The sequence below is a fragment of the Paracoccus suum genome (assembly GCF_003324675.1).
In the GTDB taxonomy this organism is placed as follows: Bacteria; Pseudomonadota; Alphaproteobacteria; order Rhodobacterales; family Rhodobacteraceae; genus Paracoccus; species Paracoccus suum.
Genome location: NZ_CP030918.1, coordinates 2,907,532 through 2,926,941, shown reverse-complemented (window position 1 = coordinate 2,926,941; position 19,410 = coordinate 2,907,532). Strand labels below are relative to the sequence as shown.

At 68.2% G+C, this 19,410-nt stretch carries 17 protein-coding genes; 7 read left to right on the top strand and 10 right to left on the bottom strand.

What is annotated here, in order from left to right; genetic code table 11:
- Positions 1-120: 120 nt before the first annotated feature.
- The 5 genes from DRW48_RS14255 to paoA are packed head-to-tail and all read right to left on the bottom strand — an operon-like array spanning position 121 to position 5,353.
- On the bottom strand, positions 121-681 hold the full coding sequence (locus DRW48_RS14255) for a nucleotidyltransferase family protein (protein WP_114077007.1): 561 nt from the start codon (positions 679-681) through the stop codon (positions 121-123).
- Positions 678-1,610: an XdhC family protein gene (locus tag DRW48_RS14250; protein ID WP_162784783.1), complete on the bottom strand. Its 933-nt coding sequence runs from the start codon at positions 1,608-1,610 to the stop codon at positions 678-680. Before DRW48_RS14250 ends, DRW48_RS14255 begins: the two co-directional genes overlap by 4 nt.
- 11 nt (positions 1,611-1,621) lie before the next feature.
- A complete protein-coding gene (gene paoC / locus DRW48_RS14245) occupies positions 1,622-3,820 on the bottom strand; it encodes an aldehyde oxidoreductase molybdenum-binding subunit PaoC (RefSeq protein ID WP_114077005.1) in 2,199 nt (732 codons plus the stop codon).
- Positions 3,821-3,824: 4 nt separating this feature from the next.
- A complete protein-coding gene (locus DRW48_RS14240; RefSeq protein ID WP_114077004.1) occupies positions 3,825-4,781 on the bottom strand; it encodes an FAD binding domain-containing protein in 957 nt (318 codons plus the stop codon).
- A complete protein-coding gene (gene paoA / locus DRW48_RS14235; RefSeq protein WP_114077003.1) occupies positions 4,778-5,353 on the bottom strand; it encodes an aldehyde dehydrogenase iron-sulfur subunit PaoA in 576 nt (191 codons plus the stop codon). Before paoA ends, DRW48_RS14240 begins: the two co-directional genes overlap by 4 nt.
- 312 nt (positions 5,354-5,665) lie before the next feature.
- On the opposite strand from paoA, the gene DRW48_RS14230 reads away from it, so the two are divergent.
- From DRW48_RS14230 to DRW48_RS16530, 3 genes are all read left to right on the top strand, one after another.
- Positions 5,666-6,124, top strand: a complete 459-nt coding sequence (locus DRW48_RS14230; protein ID WP_114077002.1) for a (2Fe-2S)-binding protein — start codon at positions 5,666-5,668, stop codon at positions 6,122-6,124.
- 3 nt (positions 6,125-6,127) lie between these two features.
- Positions 6,128-8,290, top strand: coding sequence for a xanthine dehydrogenase family protein molybdopterin-binding subunit (locus tag DRW48_RS14225; RefSeq protein WP_114077001.1), 2,163 nt, complete (start codon positions 6,128-6,130; stop codon positions 8,288-8,290).
- Positions 8,291-9,003: 713 nt separating this feature from the next.
- Positions 9,004-9,540, top strand: coding sequence for an Isoquinoline 1-oxidoreductase subunit (locus DRW48_RS16530; RefSeq protein ID WP_114077594.1), 537 nt, complete (start codon positions 9,004-9,006; stop codon positions 9,538-9,540).
- Between the two features lie 39 nt (positions 9,541-9,579).
- On the opposite strand, the gene DRW48_RS14215 is transcribed toward DRW48_RS16530, so the two are convergent.
- The 5 genes from DRW48_RS14215 to osmF all read right to left on the bottom strand — a co-directional run bounded on the left by DRW48_RS14215 (position 9,580) and on the right by osmF (position 14,855).
- Complete coding sequence (locus tag DRW48_RS14215; RefSeq protein WP_199286117.1) at positions 9,580-10,821, bottom strand: Zn-dependent hydrolase; 1,242 nt, start codon at positions 10,819-10,821, stop codon at positions 9,580-9,582.
- A 112-nt stretch (positions 10,822-10,933) separates the two neighbouring features.
- Complete coding sequence (locus DRW48_RS14210) at positions 10,934-11,677, bottom strand: ABC transporter permease (RefSeq protein WP_114076999.1); 744 nt, start codon at positions 11,675-11,677, stop codon at positions 10,934-10,936.
- Positions 11,674-12,648, bottom strand: coding sequence for an ABC transporter ATP-binding protein (locus DRW48_RS14205; protein ID WP_114076998.1), 975 nt, complete (start codon positions 12,646-12,648; stop codon positions 11,674-11,676). The genes DRW48_RS14210 and DRW48_RS14205 overlap by 4 nt, the downstream gene beginning before the upstream one ends.
- Positions 12,645-13,850: an ABC transporter permease gene (locus DRW48_RS14200; protein WP_114076997.1), complete on the bottom strand. Its 1,206-nt coding sequence runs from the start codon at positions 13,848-13,850 to the stop codon at positions 12,645-12,647. Before DRW48_RS14200 ends, DRW48_RS14205 begins: the two co-directional genes overlap by 4 nt.
- Positions 13,851-13,946: 96 nt before the next feature.
- Positions 13,947-14,855, bottom strand: coding sequence for a glycine betaine ABC transporter substrate-binding protein OsmF (gene osmF, locus DRW48_RS14195; protein WP_114076996.1), 909 nt, complete (start codon positions 14,853-14,855; stop codon positions 13,947-13,949).
- 407 nt (positions 14,856-15,262) lie between these two features.
- On the opposite strand from osmF, the gene DRW48_RS14190 reads away from it, so the two are divergent.
- Genes DRW48_RS14190 through DRW48_RS14175 form a run of 4 tightly spaced genes read left to right on the top strand, consistent with a single transcriptional unit; the run spans position 15,263 to position 19,176 of the window.
- Positions 15,263-16,312 (top strand): ABC transporter substrate-binding protein, encoded by a 1,050-nt coding sequence (locus DRW48_RS14190; RefSeq protein WP_114076995.1) that lies wholly within the window; start codon positions 15,263-15,265, stop codon positions 16,310-16,312.
- A 60-nt stretch (positions 16,313-16,372) separates the two neighbouring features.
- Positions 16,373-17,176, top strand: coding sequence for an ATP-binding cassette domain-containing protein (locus DRW48_RS14185; RefSeq protein ID WP_114076994.1), 804 nt, complete (start codon positions 16,373-16,375; stop codon positions 17,174-17,176).
- 1 nt (position 17,177) lies between these two features.
- Positions 17,178-18,431 carry a sugar ABC transporter permease gene (locus tag DRW48_RS14180; RefSeq protein ID WP_114076993.1) on the top strand — a complete coding sequence of 418 codons (1,254 nt, stop codon included), beginning with the start codon at positions 17,178-17,180 and terminating at the stop codon, positions 18,429-18,431.
- Positions 18,432-18,444: 13 nt separating this feature from the next.
- A complete protein-coding gene (locus DRW48_RS14175) occupies positions 18,445-19,176 on the top strand; it encodes an SDR family oxidoreductase (RefSeq protein WP_114076992.1) in 732 nt (243 codons plus the stop codon).
- Positions 19,177-19,410 lie beyond the last annotated feature (234 nt).

Sequence of the window (19,410 nt, the reverse complement as noted above, 5' to 3'; positions counted from 1 at the left end):
TGGATCTGGCCGTCGGCCGGTGAACGGCACGGTCCGTGCGGCCGCAATGCGCCGCGCCTTGTGGGACAAGCCGAACGGGCGTGCTAGAAGCATATGCCGCCAGAGTCAAAGCGAGTTATTTCAACGCGGCAGCGCAAGATCGGCGGGCAGGTCGACATCGCGAAGCCGCGCCGCTGGCAAGGCGAGACGCCGCTGGGCCGGAATATTGGGCAGCAGGCTGCCCGCGCCGCGATCGCCAGAGAGCGCGGTCAGGGCAGGCCAGATGCGGCGCGGAAAGACGGCCGGGGGCAGGGGGGTGCCGTCCCTCTCCGTGCAGGCGGTGTCATCGCCGGCTAGTCCCAGCAGCGCGTCGATGTCGGTTGCTTGCAGGAATGGCATATCGCCGAGGGCAATCAGCGCACGGGCCGCGTCCGCCTTTGCCAAATGCTCGATGCCGGCGAAGAGGCTATGCGATTGCGGCATGTCTGTGGGCACCATCACCACCTCAAATCCCGCCGTTGACGCAATGACGGCGACCGCCTCGCTGGAAACGACAGCCAGGCGGTGCTGAACCTGCGCGCCAAGCAGGGGGGCCATCGCCCCTTCGATCACCGTGCGGCCGTCCAGAGGGGCAAGCAGCTTGTCCCGTGGGCCAAAGCGCCGCGACTGTCCCGCGGCCAGCAACAGCGCTGCGGTGGTCACGTCCGGCCCTGCAGTTGCGCCGCCCGCGACAGGATCTGCGCGAGCACCGAAACCGCGAGCATCCGCGGATCGCGGGTCGAGGGGATGAGGCCGAAGGGCGAGGCCAGCGCCGCAATCCGCTCGGCCGGCACGCCAAGCTCTGCAAGCGCCTGGCACCGCGACTGATGCGCGCGCAGGCTGCCTTGCGCGCCGACGAAAAAAGCCGGGCTTTGCAGTGCGCGGGCAAGAAACAGCGGCTCGTGTTCGTGATCGTGAAAGAACATCGCGACGGCGGTGTAGGGATCGATTTCTAGATCATCGGGCCAGTGGCCGGCGGGCAGGGGCCGACCGATCCCCGCCTCGGCCGCTGTCTCACCGTCCGTGAAAACCTCAGCGCCATAGCCGGCATGGGTGACGATGCGTGCAAAGCTGGCCGTCTCGGGGCCCTTGCCGAGGATCACGAAGCGGATTTCCGGTCGGATGCGCAGACTGAACGTGGCGCCGGCCAGCGTGCCGGTTGTGATGCACCCGTCTGGCCGGATGGCCAGATCGACCGGCCCGCGCGCGGCCAGTTGCGCGCGGATCTGCGCCACCATCTCCGGCGCGGGTGCCGGAAGGACGGTGATGTCGAGGCCGCCGCCGCAGGGCAGGGTAATGTCCAGAAACGGCGAGCCGCGGCCATAGCGCAGCTGCCGCGGCACGCCATCCCGGATCACGGACAGGGCGTGCAGGGCGACGTCCCGCTCGAGGCAACCGGAGGACAGGCTGCCGCTGCGCCGGCCCTCGGCGTCGATGGCCATGGCCGCGCCGACCGGTCGGTAAGCCGCACCGTCAACGCCGGTGATCAGCGCCAAGGCGACTTCCTCGCGGGTCAGGGCCGACAACGGCCAGTCGCTCTCGCAGACCTCGATGCGGTTAGTAGCGGCTGCCTGCGCATCAAATGGAGCCACCGCGTCCACCGTCACACCGCGGGTAGCCGGTTGAGCATCTTGTCCAGCGTCAGCGGGTAGCTTCGCAGGCGGATGCCGGTGGCGTTGTAGGCGGCGTTGGCGATCGCCGCGGCGGCGCCGGAGATGCCGAGCTCGCCCACCCCCTTGGCCTTCAGCGGCGAGGCAGCCGGGTCCTCGGTGTCCAGAAAGATCACCTGTTGGTCGGGAATGTCGGCGTGGACCGGCACCTCGTAGCCCGCCAGATCGTGATTGGCGAAAAAGCCGCGGCCGGTGTCGACCTCGATCTGCTCGCTCAGCGCCGCGCCGATGCCCATGACCATTCCGCCGATGACTTGGCTGCGCGCGGTCATCGGGTTCATGATCCGGCCGGCATCGCAGACCGACAAGGTGCGCCGGACCCGGATCTCGCCGGTCGCGACATGCACCGCGACCTCGGCGAAATGGGCGGCAAAGGTGGCAATCAGGTATTCTTTTTGCAAGGCGCCAAAGCCCATGCTCTCCTCGCTGGTGATCTCGCCGGCGCTGGCGATCTGCGCCAGCGGCACGGTCTTGTCGCCCGAGGTGACCTGACCGTCCGAAAGCGTCAGTGCTGCGGGGTCGGAATTGCCCATGCGGCGCGCGATTTCCTCGCGCAGGCAAAGGCAGGCGGCATAGACCCCGGCGGTGGCGCTCGCCGCGCCCCATTGGCCGCCAGAGCCGCTGGACACTGGCATGTCACTGCCGCCCAGCCGCACCTCGATTGCGTCGAGCGGCAGGCCCAGCATCTCGGCCGCGGTCTGGGCCATGATGGTATAACTGCCGGTGCCGATGTCAGTCATGTCGGCCTCGACCAGCACGCGCGCATCGGCGCGCAGGGTGACCCGCGCCCCCGATTTCATCACCGCCGCCTTGCGATACCCGCCGGACATGCCCTGGCCGATCAGCCACATTCCCTCCCGCCTGGCGCCGGGCACGATGTTCCGATCCGCCCAGGCGAAGGCCGAGGCACCCTCGCGCAAGCACCGGACGAAATGCCTGTCCGAGAACGCTCGCTCGGGATTCTCCGGGTCGACCTGGGTATCGTTGATGGCGCGAAACTCGACCGGGTCCATGCCCAGCTTTTCCGCCATCTCGTCCATCGCGACTTCCAGCGCCATCATCCCCGCACCCTCTCCCGGTGCGCGCATCGAGTTCGGCTCGGGCAGGTCCAGATTGACCATCCGCAGCGTCATCAGCCGGTTCGCCCCGGCGTAAAAGTGCCGGGTCTGATCCACTGGATTTTCGCCGTGACCGCCGGGAATGTTGCTGGACAGGCCGTCATGGGCGATGGCGGCGATGCGCCCGTCGCGCCCTGCACCGATGCGGATGCGCTGGTAGGTCTCGGCGCGGTGGGTGGTGTTGTTCATCATCAGCGGGCGGGGCAGGGCAACCCGGACCGGCCGCCCGGTCTGCCGGGCGCCGAGCGCGGCAAGCACAGCATCGGCGCGAAGCCACAGCTTGCCGCCAAACCCGCCGCCGATATAGGCGCTGTCGACGCGCACGTCCTCGGCCGCCAGCTGGAAGGTGCGGGCCAGCGCCTTTTGCGTCCAGGCCACCATCTGGGTGGAGGTCCAGACCGTCAGCTTTCCATCGCGCCATTCCGCGATCGAGGCATGCGGCTCCATCATGCAGTGGCTTTGCGCGGGCGTGCGATAGTGGGCGTCCAGCGTCACCTCGGCCTCGGCAAAGGCTTTATCGAAATCGCCGACGCGCGAGAGGGTCTTGCCCGCCTTGTCCGGGTTCTTGTCATGGGCCGCCGCCAGGTCGAAATCGGTCAGGTGCGAGGCGCGGTATTCGACCTCGATCATCTGTGCCGCGGCGCGCGCCTGCTCGAAGCTCTCGGCGACGACGACCGCTATGGCCTGGTGATAATGGTGAATACGCGAGCCGCCGAACAGATCGGCAATGTTGTTCTTGTGCTTGGGCAGCGGGTCCATCTGCAGGGTGGTGATGACCGCATGCACGCCCGGCGCCGCCTCTGCCGCGGCGGTGTCCATGCTGAGGATGCGGCCCTTGGCGATGCCGGCGCCAAGTGGATAGCCGACAAGCTGCAGGCCGGTGACGTCCTGGCGCTCATAGGCATAATGGGCGGTGCCGGTGGTTTTCAGCGCCCCTTCGATGCGCGGATGGGCATGGCCCAGGACCTGCTGGCGATCGGTGGGATTGGCGGTGGCTGGCTGCAGGAATTCCATTCCCTTACTCCTTCGCTTCGGCCAGCGTTGCCGCCAGTGCGCGTTCGGCCAGCAGCAGCTTGAACGCATTGTCCTCGGTCGGACGCGCGCCCGCCAGCAATCGCTCCATCACCGCGGTCGCGCCCTTGGGCAGGGCGGCGTCGGCGTCGTCCCGGCGCCAAGGCTTGGGCGCGACCCCGCCGAGTGCGATCCGGCCGCTGCCGTCTGGCTGGATGATTGCCGCGACGGAGACGAGCGCAAATGCATAAGACGCGCGGTCCCGCACCTTGCGATAACTCTGCTTGCCGCCAATCGGCGGCGGAAGGGTCACGGCGGTAACCAACTCGCCGGGGCGCAGGGTGGTCTCGATATGCGGGGTGTCACCCGGCAAGACATGCAGATCGGCCACGGGAATGACGCGCGTCTCGCCCGAGGGCAGGACGGTTTCCACCACCGCGTCCAAGACCAGCATCGCCACCGCCATGTCCGAGGGGTGGGTCGCGATGCAGGCGTCCGAGGTGCCAATGACAGCGAGTTGGCGCGAGACCGCCCCCTCGGCCAGGGCGCTGCAACCCGAGCCGGGGACGCGCTTGTTGCAGGGCATGTTGGGGTCGTAGAAATAAACGCAGCGGGTGCGCTGGAGCAGATTGCCCGCCGTCGTCGCCTTGTTGCGTAACTGACCCGAGGCGCCCGCGACCAGCGCCCGGGTCAGCACCGGATAATCGCGTCGCACACGCGGGTCGGCGGCAAGATCGGTGTTGCGCACCAGCGCGCCGATCCGCAGGCCGCCCTCCGCCGTCTCTTCGATCCGGTCGAGGCCGATGCCGTTCACGTCGATCAAGTGGCTCGGCGCCTCGATCTGCAGCTTCATCAGGTCCAGAAGGTTGGTGCCCCCGGCGATGTAGCGCGCATTGGCAATTTGCGCGGCGCGTGCCGCGGCGTCCGCCGGGCTGCTCGCCCGCTCATAGGAAAATGCCTTCATGCCGGCAACCCTTGCGTATCGGCGACCTCGAGGATCGCCTCCAGCATGTTCGCATAGGCGCCGCAGCGGCATAGATTGCCGCTCATCCGCTCGCGGATTTCCTCGGCGCTGAGGGGCGGCGGGGCGTTCAGATCGCCCGTGACATGGCTGGGGATGCCCGCCGCGATTTCCTCCAGCACCGCGCGGGCCGAGCAGATTTGGCCCGGCGTGCAGTAGCCGCATTGATAGCCGTCATGGGCAACAAAGGCCGCCTGCATCGGGTCCAGATGATCGGGCGTTCCGATGCCCTCGATGGTAGTAACCTCATCGCCATCATGCATGACGGCGAGTGTCAGGCAGGAATTGATCCGCCTGCCGTTGACGATTACCGTGCAGGCGCCGCACTGGCCGTGATCGCAACCCTTCTTGGTGCCCGTCAGATGCAGGTGCTCGCGCAGCAGGTCCAGCAGGCTGACGCGATTATCGAGGGTCAGCGCTTGGTCCATGCCATTGATCGTCAGGCGCACCGGCGATGTCGCCGCAGCGCCGGTCGCGGGCGGGCTGGCAGTTTGCGGCGTGGGAACGCGCTCCATCTCGGCCTCCTTCTTGGCTGCACAAATCCCGTGCGAGATCAGTGGCGGCCGGCGGGGCCGATGAACCTTGCGCGCGCCGGGCCGTGCGACGCAACCACGCGCTACCGCGATTGTTCCCGGCCTTCATGCCGCGTGCCCAAACCTATTTTATCCTCCCCCGCGGTTGACGGCGCGCCGGCGCACTCGCGTGCGACCGCAATGGGCGATCCATCGCTGCAACAAATGTCGCGCGTCGACAAACCGCACCTCCGGTCCTAGCGTTGGGGCCTGAGTCCATAGCCAGACCTGCGCCCCCTACGCGATGAGGCAGCCATGACCACCATCACCATCAACGGCGAATCCCACGACTTCAACCTCGATCCGGACACGCCCCTTCTGTGGGTGCTGCGCGACGAGTTGAAGATGACCGGCACCAAGTTCGGCTGCGGCGTCGCGCAATGCGGTGCCTGCACGGTGATGTTGAACGGCATGCCGCGCCGGTCCTGCATCACTCCCATCAAGGCGCTGGACGGCGCCGAGGTCACCACCATCGAGGGCATGTCCGGCCCCGAATACGATGCCATCCAAGCCGCGTGGCGGGCGATCGACGTGCCGCAATGCGGCTGGTGCCAATCCGGCCAGGTGATGAGCGCGACGATGCTGCTGCAACAGTTGCCCGCGCCGAGTGACGAGGAGATCGACCAGGCCATGGCTGGCAACGTCTGCCGCTGTGCCACCTATCACCGTATCCGTGCGGCGATCCACGACGCCGCCAAGACGTTGGAGGGCTGAGCCATGACTGTTCAGACATCCCGACGCGGCTTCCTGCGCGCATCTGCCGGTCTGGTGATCGCGATGGCGCTGCCACTGCCGATGCGCGTCATGGCGCAGGAGGCGGCGGCGCCATCCGCGGCCAACCCGCCGCCGATCCCGCCGAACGCCTTCGTGCAGATCGCGCCCGACGATACCGTCACCGTCGTCATCAAGCATATCGAGTTTGGCCAGGGCCCGCTGACCGGCCTTGCCACCCTGGTGGCCGAGGAACTGGATGCCGACTGGGCGCAGATGCGCGGCGCGCTCGCCCCGGCGAATACGCCGCTTTATGCCAACCTGCTGATGGGGGCGCAGGGCACCGGCGGCTCGACCGCCATCGCCAATAGCTTTGTCCAGATGCGTCGGGCCGGCGCGCAGGCGCGCGCGATGCTGGTCGCCGCCGCTGCCGCAGAATGGGGCGTGCCTGCGGCCGAGATTACGGTCGCCAAGGGCCGTATCGCCCATCCCTCGGGCAAGGAATCCGGCTTTGGCGCCTTCGCCGAGGCCGCCGCTCAGCAAACCGCCCCCGAGGCGCCGACCCTCAAGACGCCCGACCAGTGGGTTCTGATCGGGACCGACCTGCCCAAGCTGGACACGGCCGAGAAATCGGACGGCAAGGCAATCTTTACCCTCGACCAGTATCCCGAGGGGCTTCAGGTCGTGGTCGTCGCCCATCCCGATGTCTTCGGGGCCAAGGTCGGCAGTGTCGATGACACAGCCGCGCTCGCCGTCGCGGGCGTGAAGGCCGTCAGAACCATCCCACAAGGGGTCGCCGTCTATGCCGACAACACCTTCGCCGCGCTGAAGGGGCGCAAGGCGCTGAAGGTCACCTGGGACACGTCCGGGGCCGAGACGCGCGACAGTGCCGCGCTGCTGGCCGCCCATGTTGCCGCCCTCGATGGCGAGCTTCACGAGGCGGAGGCGGCTGGCGATCTGGCCGCCATGGACGCGCCGGGGGTGACGGTGGTCGAGGCGGAATACAGCTTTCCCTTTCTCGCCCATGCACCGATGGAGACACTGGACGGCGTCATCACCCTTGGCGACGGCAAGGCGCATGCCGCCTTTGGCAGCCAGTTCCCGACCTTTGACCAGCCGGCCATCGCCCAGACTTTGGGCTTACCCCCCGAGGCAGTCACTATCGATGTGATGCTGGCCGGCGGCAGCTTCGGCCGTCGCGCCACACCTGACGCCCACCTCGCCGTCGAATTGGCCGAGGTCGCCAAGGCCGGGGGCCCCGGCAGCTACAAGCTGATGTGGACGCGCGAGGATGACATCCGCGGCGGCTACTATCGTCCCATGTCGGTCCATCGTTTTCGCGGTGCGGTCGATGCCGAGGGCAAGATCGTCGGCTGGCAGAACCTAGTCGCCACGAAGTCCATCGCCGCCGGCTCGCCGATGGAGCCGATGATGGTCCGGGACGGTGTCGACAGCACCTCGGTCGAGGGGTCGATCGGTCTGCCCTACGCGCTGCCGAACAAGCGCATCGCGCTCGCCAATGTCGAAACCCTGATCCCCGTCCTCTGGTGGCGGTCGGTCGGCTCGTCGCACACCGCCTTCGCGACCGAGATGTTCATGGACGAGTTGCTGCAGGCCGCTGGCAAGGACCCGGTGCAGGGCCGGTTGGACCTGCTGCCCGACGGCCGCGAGAAAGTGGTGATCCAGAAGGTGGCCGAGATGGCTGGCTGGAAGGGAGCCAAGCAGGGCGAGAAAGGCTATGGCATCGGCTACGCCAAGTCCTTCGGCACCTATGTCGCCCAGATCGCCGAGGTCGAGGATCGAGGCACCGGCTATCCCCACGTCACCCGCGTCTGGTGCGCGGTCGATTGCGGGATCGCCGTGAACCCGAACATCGTCCGCGCACAGATGGAGGGCGGGATCGGCTTTGGCCTCGGGACCGCGCTCTTCAACGCTGTGCGTTTTGGCGAGGGCGGCCATGTGGTGCAAAGCAACTTCAACAATTATCGGATGTTGCGGATTGCCGAGATGCCCCGGGTCGAGGTCGAGATCATCAAGACTGACGCCGACCCGACCGGCGTGGGCGAGCCCGGGGTGCCGCCCATCGGCCCCGCGGTCGCCAACGCCTGGCGCGCGCTGACCGGAAAGGCGACGCGCGCCCTGCCGATGCTGTCGGAGGAGATCGCATGATGCGCCCCGTCCTGATCGCGGCGCTGATCGCCGCCCCCGCGATGCTGTCCCCGGCCTATGCACAGGATGCGGCAACGGCGGCCCCGGTTGCGGCCGACGCAGCGACACCGCCGCCCGCAGCCGATGCTGCCCCGACAACGTCCGGGGCAACGGCGCCGCCCTCTACGACGCCATCGATAACCACCCCGGAGAGCACTGCGCCGGCGACTCCTGCGCCGGAGGGTAGCCCCCCGCAACCCGTTGCCCCCGAGAACGCCGCGCCCGCTGCCGCCCCGATGACGACAGGAGCGCCCGCCCCCGCAGGGTCAGCGGCCGATGCGGCTGCGCCCGCTGGGAGCGGCACCGAGACCTCGGGGACCCCTGCACCTGGAGCGCCACCTGCTGCCGCGACCTCGCCAACCACTGCCGCGCCAGAGACCACCGGGATGTCGCCGGCCGGTGCAACCGGGGCGACGCCGGATGCAGCGGCGCCCGCGGTCGCCACCAAGGAGACGCCCACCGCGGTGGCGACCTCCAAAGGGACATCCGCGGCGGTGCCTGCCAGTCCGGACGCTCCGACCGCTGCCCCGGCTGCAGATGCAGCAACTGCTCCCCCGGCACCGGGAGAGGCCGCGACACCGCCATCTTCGTCCGAAGCGGCCGGCGAGACGGCCCCCGCCAAGGCACCCGAGACCGCGCTCGCCACGCCGGAGACCGGCCCAGTGGCTACCGCCATGGCGACCGACTTGCGTGGGCCGGACGAAATCACTGGAAGCGATGACGCCACCCGCTCGGCCGCGATCTTTGAGGAGATGGGCAAGGTCCTTACGCATCCGCGCTGTCTCAACTGCCACCCGGTGACCGGCGGCCCGTCACAGGGTGATGACATGCATCCGCACAGCCCGGCGATGGTCCGCGGCGAGGCGGATTTCGGTCCAACCGGCCTCAACTGCAACACCTGCCACGGGACCGAGAACGTCAGCTTCGCGACCGAGCCGGGCTCGATCCCCGGGCACGATCCGTGGCAGCTGGCGCCGGTCTCTATGGGTTGGCAGGGCGTGTCGCTGCGCGACATCTGCGAGCAGATCAAGGACCCCGCCCGCAACGGCGGCAAGGACCTGGAGGCGATCTACGAGCATAACGCCCACGACGGCCTCGTCGGCTGGGGCTGGGACCCGGGAGAGGGTCGCACCCCGGCGCCCGGCACGCAGGAAGTGTTTGGCCAGTTGACGCGGACGTGGATCGACACCGGCGCGGCCTGCCCGGGTTGATCGGTTGCGGCGGCTCTCGTTGCGCCGCCGCGCCCGCCCTCAGGCGTCCTGTTGATCGAGGGCGATGACAGCGCGGGCGATCACCTCTGCCCCCAGCGCGATCTGCTCGATCTCGGTCCATTCTTCGGCGCAATGGCTGCGGCCGTCCTTGGACGGCACAAATACCATGGCCGCAGGACCCAGCCGGGCCATGTAGGCGGCGTCATGGCCCGCGCCCGAGGTCAGGGGCATGTGGCTGATGCCGCCTGCGTCGGCCGCCGCCGTCAGCGCTGCCAGCAAGCCTTCATCCATCGGCACCGGCGGATTGTCCGAGATGACGCGCGCCGCGACGCCCGGCGTGGCCTCTGCCAAGTCGACGGTCCAGGCGATGAAAGCCTCCATGTCCGGCCGTGCTTCGGCCCGTGCGTCCACAAGCATGCGCACATGGCCGGGGATGACGTTGGCGGCGCCGGGCGAGATTTCGAACTCGCCCACCGTGGTGGTGAAGTGGCGGCCGTCGCGCGTCCGGGCGCCTTCGGCGCGAAGCTGGCCCACCAGCAGGGCTGCCGTAACCAGGGCATCGTCGCGCGCATCCATGGGCGTGGTGCCGGCGTGGTCGGGGCGGCCCTTCACCGTGATCTCGATCCGCGTGATGCCGGCAATAGCCCGCACCAGCCCCAGGTCGAGACCGGCCCGCTCCAGCCGGGTGCCTTGTTCGATATGCAGTTCAAGATAGGCGCGCAGCGGCCCGTTGAGCGGCTCGCTCAACGCGCCGCCCAGCGCCTCGGGGTTGCCGCCGACGCTGGTGATCGCCTCGCGCAGGCTGCGCCCCTCCCAAGTGCGATCCAGCCATTCGGACGGCATGATCCCCGCCATCCCGCGCGAGCCGATGCAGGAGACGCCAAAACCTGACACCTCCTCGGCGAGGAAGTCGACCACCGCGAGATCATGGCGCAGGGTGACGCCCGCCTCGTCCAGCGCGCGCGTTATCTCGAGCGCGGCGATGACGCCCGCGATGCCGTCAAAGCGTCCGCCCCCCGGGACCGTATCGGTGTGGCTGCCCAGCAGGATCGTGCCGCGCGCGGCTGGGTCCGATCCGGGGCGCAGGCCGATCATGTTGCCGGCGGCGTCCGTCCGGACCGTCAGCCCGGCGTCGGCGAAGGCGCGGCTGACCCAGTCGCGGCCGCGGTCGAACATCGGGGTAAAGCTGCGCCGGGTCCACGGCTGGCCCGGATCGGTCAGCGCCGCCAATGCGTCGAAATCGGCCGCGATGCGCAGCTCGCTGATCATCCGGTTCCTCATCAGGCAATCCTCCAGCCGTGCAAACCCTGCGCCAGCGCGGCGCGCGGGCGAATGAACCCGTAGCGGCGGGCCGGGGCAACCCCTGTCAGGACGATGGGCCGCTCTCTGGACGTTACGCGCCGCGGATCAGGCCGATCCGCCGGGCGGCCGCCCGTTCGAGGCGCTGAAACACGTCGTAGATCAGGATTGCCAGCAGGCCGACAATCAAGCCGCCCTGCACGACGAAGGCGGTGTTCGAGGACAGCAGCCCGGCAATGATGACCTCGCCCAGCGTATGCGCCGCGACGGTCGATCCGATGGTCGCGGTCCCCAGCGAGATGACCGCGGTCAGACGCACCCCGGCAAGGATGATCGGCAGCGCCAGCGGCATCTCGACCCGCCACAGGCGTTGGCGCGGGGTCATACCCATGCCACGCGCTGCCTCGGTCACCTCGGGCGGCAGGGTTGTCAGGCCGGTGAGCGTATTCTCGAACACCGGTAGCAGCCCGTAGAGGAACAGTGCGATCAGGGTCGGGCGGGCGCCGAAACCCAGGATCGGGACCGCCAGCGCCAGCACGGCAACCGGCGGAAAGGTCTGGCCGACGGCGGTGAAGGTGCGCGCCAGCGGCAGGAACTCGCGCCCCGAGGGCCTCGTCACCAAAATGCCGAGGCCGATCCCCACCGCACTAGAAGCGAGGACCGCCGCCGCCACCAGCGCCAAATGCGAGGCGGTCAGCGACAGCAGGCTGGTCTGGGTATAGACCGGCGGCGCGCCGTTCCTGGTCAGCGGGGCGAGCAGCGGCGCAAAGCTCTGTGGCGACAGCAGGAACAGGGCCAGAAACAGCACCGCAGCGCCGAAGGCGAGTTGCCCCCTCATGCGCCGCCTGCAGCGTCGCGGGCGTGTCCCGCGGGATTGGTCGCCTCGGCGCGCCCACCGCCGGCCAGAACCTGCAACCTCGCCAGCGTGACCACGCCACCGCCCTCGATCGGCAGCGCAGCGCGGCCGGACCACAGGCACTCGGCCAGCGCATCGCGCAGGCTGGCAGTGCGGGGCAGGGGCGGCCCGGCGGCGTCGCCCGGCTCGACAACATCCGCGACGCAGCCGAGCGACAGCAGGCGGAACGGCCGCTCTCCCTTGCCGATCAGGGCGCGGACAAAGGGCGTCGCCGGCTCGGTCAGGATCTGCGCCGGCGGCGCATATTGAAGCAGCCGCCCACGGTCCATGACGGCGATCCGGTCGCCGAGGGCAATCGCTTCCTCCATGTCATGGGTGACGAGCAGCAGCGTCGTGCCGAGGCGTCGCTGCACCTCGTGCAAATCGTCCTGAGCCTTGGCGCGGATCACCGGGTCCAGTGCGCCGAACGGCTCGTCCATCAGCAGCAGATCCGGCCGCGCGGCCAGCGCGCGGGCAACGCCGACTCGCTGCTGCTGGCCGCCGGACAATTCATAAGGCATGCGGCCCCGGTATTCGGCCGGATCCATCTGGAACAGCTCCAGCAACTCGTCCACTCGCGCCGCGATCCGCGCCTTGGGCCAGCCGAGCAGTTGCGGCACGGTTCCGATGTTCTGCGCGACCGTGCGATGCGGAAAAAGTCCGTGCCCCTGGATCGCATAGCCGATCCGGCGGCGCAGCAGATGGGGCCGGATCGTCGCGGTGTCGACGCCGTCGATCAGCACGCGACCCGAGGTCGGCTCGACCATGCGGTTGACGGAGCGCAGGAGGGTAGTCTTGCCCGAGCCGGAACTGCCCACAAGCACGGCGATCTGGCCGCTGTCGATGGTCAGGCTGACATTGTCGACCACGGTCTGATCGCCGAACCGCTTGGTCAGGTTCTGGATCTCGATCATGGGCTGCCCCTGGATGCGGCGCCCCGCTCAAGGCCCTCGACCGCGAGGTCAAGCGAGACGCCGGACACCAGCGCCAGCGCGATGGTCGGCAGCGCGCCCAGCAACACCAGGTCCATGGCGGTCTGGTTGAGGCCCTGAAAGACAAAGGTGCCAAATCCGCCGCCGCCGATCAGCCCGGCGATCACCGCGAGGCCGATGTTTTGCACCAGCACGATCCGCACCGCTGCGATGATCGAGGGTAGGGCCAGTGGCAGCAGTATTCCGGTGAGGATTTGGCGCTCGGTCATGCCGGTGCCGACGGCCGCGTCCCGCGCCTCGGGCGAGACGCCGGCCAGCCCGACGACGGTGTTCGACACGACCGGCAGCAGCGAATAGATGAAGAGCGCGATCAGGGCGGGAAAGGGGCCGATGCCGGAAACGCCCAACGCCTGCGCGCCCGGCAGGTGCAGCGCCACCCAGCCGAGCAGGGGGATCATGATCCCGAAAAGCGCCAGCGAGGGGATGGTCTGCAGCAGGTTCAGCGTACCCAGCACAGGGCCGCGCAACCCGGGCCGGTTATAGAGGGCGATCCCCAGCGGCAGCCCGACAACCAGTGCCAGTCCCAGCGAGCCGAAGGCCAGCAGCAGGTGGCGCACCGCCTCGCGGCCGAACAGATCGGCGCGGGCGGCGTATTCGCGCATGACCGACGTGCCGTCCAGCAGTCCGGACGACAGGATCAGTGCTGCCGAAACTATGGCCGCGCCGAGCATCAGCCAGCGGCGGCGCAGGGGCAGATGCATGCGCGACTGCGCATCCGCCACCATCAACGCGAAGGCCAATGTCAGCAGCCAGAAGCCGGCTGAAGGCGCGACGCGAGCGATGGTATTGCCCTCGGGCATCAGGTAGCCCGCCGAGACGCCCAACGCGACGACCGTGGCCAGCAACCCCGCCAACCCCAAGGCCAGTCGCGCTGGCAACGCGAGCCGCGGCGACAGCCCGGCCAGCAACGCAGCGACCAGGGCTGCCGTCAGGCCCCAGCCCAGCGCGGCGGGGAGCGCATCGGGCAGCCGCATGCCCTCGCCGGCGACGATCCGGTTGGGCTTGAACTGGACCAGCGGCAGCGCAAGCCCGGCCGCGCCGAGCGCCGCGAACAGGACGCCGGTGCGGCTGATCCGCGGCGCCGCGGCGGCGGCCGCTGGCGTGGAATAGGGCAGGTCTGTCATGGGCAGCTTGTCACCTGATGGGTCCGAGGCCGGCGGCCCTTTGACAACGCTTTGGACCAGTGCGGACCAGCAGCCCCAATCGGCACCGCGGCGCCCTTACTTCAGCACGCCTTGCTTGGTCAGGTAGTCCTTGGCGACGGTCGCCGCCGGCTCGCCCCCGACCTGAATGCGACCATTCAGATCCTGCAAGGTCTCGAGCGACAGGCCCTCGAAGATCGGGTTCAGCACCTCGGCGATCTGCGGATGCTCGGTCAGCACCTCCTCGCGGACAATGGGGGCGGCCTGATAGACCGGCTCGACCGCCTTGTCGTCCTCCATCACCACCAGCCCGGCGGGAATTATGCCGCCGTCGGTGCCATAGACCATTGCGGCATTCACGCCCGAGGTCTGCTGCGCGGCTGCGGCGATGGTCGCGGCGGTATCCCCGCCCGATAGCTGCACCAGCTGGTCCGGCTTCAGCGTGAAGCCATACGCGGTCTGGAACGCCGGCAGGGCCGCCGGCGAGGTCACGAACTCGGTCGAGGCAGCGAGCTTGATCTCGCCCCCGCCAGCCACGTATTTGCCGAGGTCCGACATCGTGCGCAGGTTGCTGGCCGTCGCCAGGTCCTCGCGCACGGCGATCGCCCAGGTATTGTTCGCGGGTGCCGCTTTCAGCCAGATGATCTTGTTCTTTTTCTTGTCCAGTTCGGCCGCGCGCTCGTACCCCTTGGCCGCGTCCTTCCACACCGGGCTGTCAGCTTCGTTGAAGAAGAAGGCGGCATTTCCGGTGTATTCGGGATAGATGTCGATCTGCCCCGAGGTGATCGCGTCGCGCACGATGGGCGTCCCGCCCAGCTGCAGCTTGTCCTGCACCGGCATTCCGGCATTCTGCAGGGCGAGCAGGATCACGTTCCCCAGAAGGCCGCCCTCGGTGTCGATCTTGGAAGAGACGACGATATCCTTGGCACCGGCCGCCCCGGCCAGTCCGAACAGCGTCGCGGCGGCGAGCATGGTCATGCGTTTCATGGATCGGTTCCCTTGTCTGGTCTGTCGCCCCCCACCCGCGAAGCGCGCGGAACATGCCCGGGGCGCCGTCAAGACCGCTCGGCGGTCCAGCGATGATCAGGGCCTCAGTCGTTCAGTGTGGGTCAATTTGGCACTAAGGACCATAAGCCTTCGACCACGCATATGTTCCCTCGGCGGTGCGACACGCGGTTCATCGGTGCTCAGGACATTCACGCTTGGGGCGTCGTTCCACGCGGCCGGTTAGCCGACGCCGAATTTGCCGCTATCGCCAATGTACACAGCTTGACAGGCGTGCGATCTGGCACAACGCTCGGCGGGCGACTGGGCGGCCGGCAGGGCGCGCGAGAGGTAGTGATTGCGCTAACGCGGCAAACCTGCTTGGTGCAAGCGCTACAGGGAGGATTCAGATGAAAACCACTACAACGATCGCGGCCGCTGCGGCGCTCGCCGCAGGCATTCTTGGGGCAGGTGGCGCGATGGCGGCCGGCGCCACGGTCGCGTTCCTGATGCCCGACCAGGCCTCGACCCGCTATGAGGAGCATGATTTCCCCGGCTTCAAGGCCGCCATGGCCGAGCTTTGCGCCGATTGCCAGGTGATCTACCAGAACGGGAATGGCGACGCCGCGCTGCAGCAGCAGCAGTTCAACTCGGTCATCGCGCAGGGCGCCAAGGTCGTCGTCCTTGACCCCGTGGACAGCGCCGCCGCCGCCGCCCTGGTCGAGATTGCCCATTCGCAGGACGTGAAGATCATCGCCTATGACCGGCCTATCCCGGACAAGCCGGCGGATTACTACGTCTCGTTCGACAACAAGGGAATCGGCGCCGCTATCGCCAAGTCGCTGGTCGATCACATGAAAGCTGCGGGCGTTCCCGACGGTGCGGGCGTTCTGCAGATCAACGGCTCGGCCACCGACGCCGCCGCCGGCCTGATCCGCGACGGCGAGCGCGAATCGCTGGCGGCCTCGGGTTACAAGACGCTGGCCGAATACGACACGCCCGAATGGGCGCCGCCCAAGGCCCAGGAATGGACCGCCGGCCAGATCACCCGGTTTGGCGACGAGATCAAGGGAATCGCCGCGGCCAACGACGGCACCGCCGGGGGCGCCATTGCCGCGCTGAAGGCGGCTGGCGTCACGCCGATCCCGCCGGTCACCGGCAACGACGCGACCATCGCGGCGCTGCAACTGATCCTGTCGGGTGACCAGTACAACACCATCTCGAAACCGTCCGAGATCGTGGCCCGCGCCGCTGCTGAAATCGCGGTCGGCTTTGTCGAGGGCAAGGCGCCCGAGGCCAAGGCCACCCTCTACGACACCCCATCGCAGCTGTTCGTGCCGGTCGTCGTGACCAAGGAAAACATCAAAGCCGAGATCTTTGACAAGGGCGTCCAGACCTACGACCAGGTCTGCACTGGCGAATATGCCGCCGCCTGCGATGCGGCCGGCATCAAGAAATAAAAAGAACCTGCGGGCCGCGGGGCTATTGCCTCGCGGCCCGTGCAAAAGACGGGGAACGACATGGCAGCAACACCCTCGGAACGCTCGCGCAAGGGCGATCTGCTTCTCAGCCTCAGCGGGGTCTCGAAGCAGTTCGGCGCCGTGACCGCGCTGTCGGACATCGAGCTTGAGGTTCGTGCCGGCGAAGTCGTGGCGCTGGTCGGCGACAACGGTGCCGGCAAGTCGACCCTCGTCAAGATCCTGGCCGGCGTGCACCAGCCGACCACCGGGACCATCCGCTTTCTGGATCGCGAGGTTACCCTCGACAGTCCCGCCAAGGCCCTCGACATGGGCATCGCTACCGTCTTTCAGGACCTTGCCCTGTGCGAGAACTTGGATGTCGTGGCCAATCTTTTCCTGGGGCAAGAGGTCGGACCCTGGGCACTGGACGAGGTCCAGATGGAGGTCCGCGCCTGGAAACTGCTGCGCGAACTTGCGGCGCGCATCCCTTCGGTGCGCGAGCCCATCGCCTCGCTCTCCGGCGGGCAGCGCCAGACCGTCGCCATCGCCCGCTCGCTGCTGCTCGACCCCAAGATCATCATGCTGGACGAGCCGACCGCCGCGCTCGGCGTCGCCCAGACGGCCGAGGTGCTGAACCTGATCGAGCGGGTACGCGACCGCGGCCATGGCGTGATCCTGATCTCACACAACATGGCTGATGTCCGCGCGGTCGCCGACCGGATCGTCGTGTTGCGCCTCGGCCGCAATAATGGCGAGTTCACCGCCGACAGCCCGCACGAGTCGCTGGTCGCCGCCATCACCGGCCTTGCCGACAATTCCGTATCGCGCCGCGAGGCCCGCAAGATGCAGACGGTAGAGGCCTGACATGACCGATCCCGAAACGACCCCGACCACCCCGCGGCTGGACCGCGCCGATGTCCGCGTGCGCCATGACGAGGGCCTTTCCGGTGCCATGCACGCCTTCGTCGACCGCGTGCGCTCGGGCGATCTGGGGATGCTTCCCGTGGTGGCCGGCCTGCTGATCATTTCGGTCGTGTTCAGCACGCTGAACCCAGTTTTCCTGGCGCCCAACAACCTAGTCAACCTGCTGTTCGACGCCGCCGCCGTCGGCCTGATCTCGCTCGGCGTGATCTTCGTGCTGCTGTTGGGCGAGATCGACCTGTCCATCGGCTCGATGAGCGGGCTGGCCTCGGCCATCGTCGGCGTGCTGTGGGTCAACAGCGGCTTGCCGGTCGTGGTCGCCATCGCGGCCGCAATCGTCTCTGGCATGGCGGTTGGGGGGATCTACGGCTTTTTGCGCAACCGCTTCGAGATGCCCAGCTTTGTCGCCACCCTTTCGGGTCTGCTCGCGTTGCTGGGGCTGCAGCTTTACATCCTCGGGCCGACCGGTTCGATCAACCTGCCCTACGCCTCGCCGCTGGTGAAGTTCGGGCAGATCATGATCATGCCCGACTGGCTGTCCTACCTGCTGGCGATCGTGCCCGGCGCGGTCCTGATCCTGACCGGGTTGCGGACGGAACGAGCGCGCGCCGCGGCCGATCTGTCCAGTGGCGGAATGACCGTCGTGCTGGCCAAGGCGGCGCTGCTGACCGCGGCGCTGCTGGCGGCGGTGTTCTATCTCAGCAAGGGGCGCGGCATTCCGTGGATGTTCGCGGTGTTCGTGCTGTTCGTCGTCATCATGCACTACATGCTGACACGCACCAAATGGGGACGCTCGCTGTTCGCGGTCGGCGGCAATGCCGAGGCCGCGCGCCGGTCGGGCATCAATGTCCGCCGCATCCGCACCTCGGCCTTTATGCTCTGCTCGACTTTCGCGGCGTTGGGCGGGGTATTTTCTGCCTCGCGCCTCGCCAGCGCGAGCCAGCAGGCCGGGACCGGCGACGTGAACCTGAACGCCATCGCGGCGGCGGTGATCGGGGGCACCTCGCTCTTCGGCGGGCGCGGCTCGGCCTGGTCGGCGCTCCTGGGCATCCTGGTCATCCAGGCGATCTCGAACGGGTTGACGCTGCTGAACCTCAGCTCGTCCCTGCGCTACATGATCACCGGCGCGGTTCTGGCCATCGCGGTGATCGTCGACTCACTCGCCCGGCGCTCGCGCGCCAGCCACGGCCGCGCATAAAGGGACTGGGGTGATGAGCGTAGATTTGCAGGGCAAGACGGCGGCCGTAACCGGGGCCGCCTCCGGGATCGGTCTGGAATGTGCCCGCATCATGATCGAGGCCGGCGCGCAGGTCGTGCTGATCGACCGCGCGCAGGACCGGCTGCAGGCGCTGTGCGCCGAGTTGGGACCGGCCGCGCATCCGCTGGTAATCGATCTGCTGGACGGGCCGCAGGTGTCGGGCATGCTGGGGCAGATCGAGGGCCTGCTCGGCGCGCCGCTGGACATCCTTCATGCCAATGCCGGGGCCTATATCGGCGGCGCCGCGGCCGAGGGGGACCCCGACGCCTGGGACCGGATGCTGAACCTCAACATCAACGCCGCCTTCCGCAGCGTGCGGGCCGTGCTGCCCGCGATGATCGAGCGCAAGACCGGCGACATCATCTTTACCAGCAGCGTCGCCGGCGTCGTGCCCGTGGTATGGGAGCCGATCTACACCGCCTCGAAATTCGCGGTGCAGGCGTTCCTGCATGCCACGCGCCGCCAGGTCAGCCAGCATGGCATCCGCATGGGAGCGGTGCTGCCCGGCCCCGTCGTGACAGCGCTGCTGGACGACTGGCCCAAGGCCAAGATGGAAGAGGCATTGGCGAACGGCAGCCTGATGCAGCCGCGCGAGGTCGCCGAGGCGGTGCTGTTCATGCTGACCCGCCCCCGCAATGTCGTGATCCGCGATCTTGTGATCCTGCCCAACAGCACGGATTTGTAGGCCCGGCGAAAGGGCACGTTCGCCCTGGTGGTGAGGCCACGAACTGACACACCCAAATAAGCCGGTCTTTCCAGGCACGGATGGCTGGGCGACTGGCTCGTGAATTGTCGCGGCAACAGCTGCCTCGTTTTGGCCGCTCAGACGCCTGCGGCCTTCGCTCGACCGCCGCCTGGCGTAGCGCCCGCGCCATTCGGCGCCCCTCCTGGCGCGATAACTGATCCTGATCACGCAATT

Excerpts from the sequence above, each read along its gene's own strand:
- paoC (WP_114077005.1), bottom strand. The coding sequence starts at position 3,820 with ATGGAATTCCTGCAGCCAGCCACCGCCAATCCCACCGATCGCCAGCAG.
- DRW48_RS14240 (WP_114077004.1), bottom strand. The coding sequence starts at position 4,781 with ATGAAGGCATTTTCCTATGAGCGGGCGAGCAGCCCGGCGGACGCCGCG.
- paoA (WP_114077003.1), bottom strand. The coding sequence starts at position 5,353 with ATGGAGCGCGTTCCCACGCCGCAAACTGCCAGCCCGCCCGCGACCGGC.
- DRW48_RS14230 (WP_114077002.1), top strand. The coding sequence starts at position 5,666 with ATGACCACCATCACCATCAACGGCGAATCCCACGACTTCAACCTCGAT.
- DRW48_RS14225 (WP_114077001.1), top strand. The coding sequence starts at position 6,128 with ATGACTGTTCAGACATCCCGACGCGGCTTCCTGCGCGCATCTGCCGGT.
- DRW48_RS16530 (WP_114077594.1), top strand. The coding sequence starts at position 9,004 with ATGGCGACCGACTTGCGTGGGCCGGACGAAATCACTGGAAGCGATGAC.
- DRW48_RS14215 (WP_199286117.1), bottom strand. The coding sequence starts at position 10,821 with ATGAGGAACCGGATGATCAGCGAGCTGCGCATCGCGGCCGATTTCGAC.
- DRW48_RS14210 (WP_114076999.1), bottom strand. The coding sequence starts at position 11,677 with ATGAGGGGGCAACTCGCCTTCGGCGCTGCGGTGCTGTTTCTGGCCCTG.
- DRW48_RS14205 (WP_114076998.1), bottom strand. The coding sequence starts at position 12,648 with ATGATCGAGATCCAGAACCTGACCAAGCGGTTCGGCGATCAGACCGTG.
- DRW48_RS14200 (WP_114076997.1), bottom strand. The coding sequence starts at position 13,850 with ATGACAGACCTGCCCTATTCCACGCCAGCGGCCGCCGCCGCGGCGCCG.
- osmF (WP_114076996.1), bottom strand. The coding sequence starts at position 14,855 with ATGAAACGCATGACCATGCTCGCCGCCGCGACGCTGTTCGGACTGGCC.
- DRW48_RS14190 (WP_114076995.1), top strand. The coding sequence starts at position 15,263 with ATGAAAACCACTACAACGATCGCGGCCGCTGCGGCGCTCGCCGCAGGC.
- DRW48_RS14185 (WP_114076994.1), top strand. The coding sequence starts at position 16,373 with ATGGCAGCAACACCCTCGGAACGCTCGCGCAAGGGCGATCTGCTTCTC.
- DRW48_RS14180 (WP_114076993.1), top strand. The coding sequence starts at position 17,178 with ATGACCGATCCCGAAACGACCCCGACCACCCCGCGGCTGGACCGCGCC.
- DRW48_RS14175 (WP_114076992.1), top strand. The coding sequence starts at position 18,445 with ATGAGCGTAGATTTGCAGGGCAAGACGGCGGCCGTAACCGGGGCCGCC.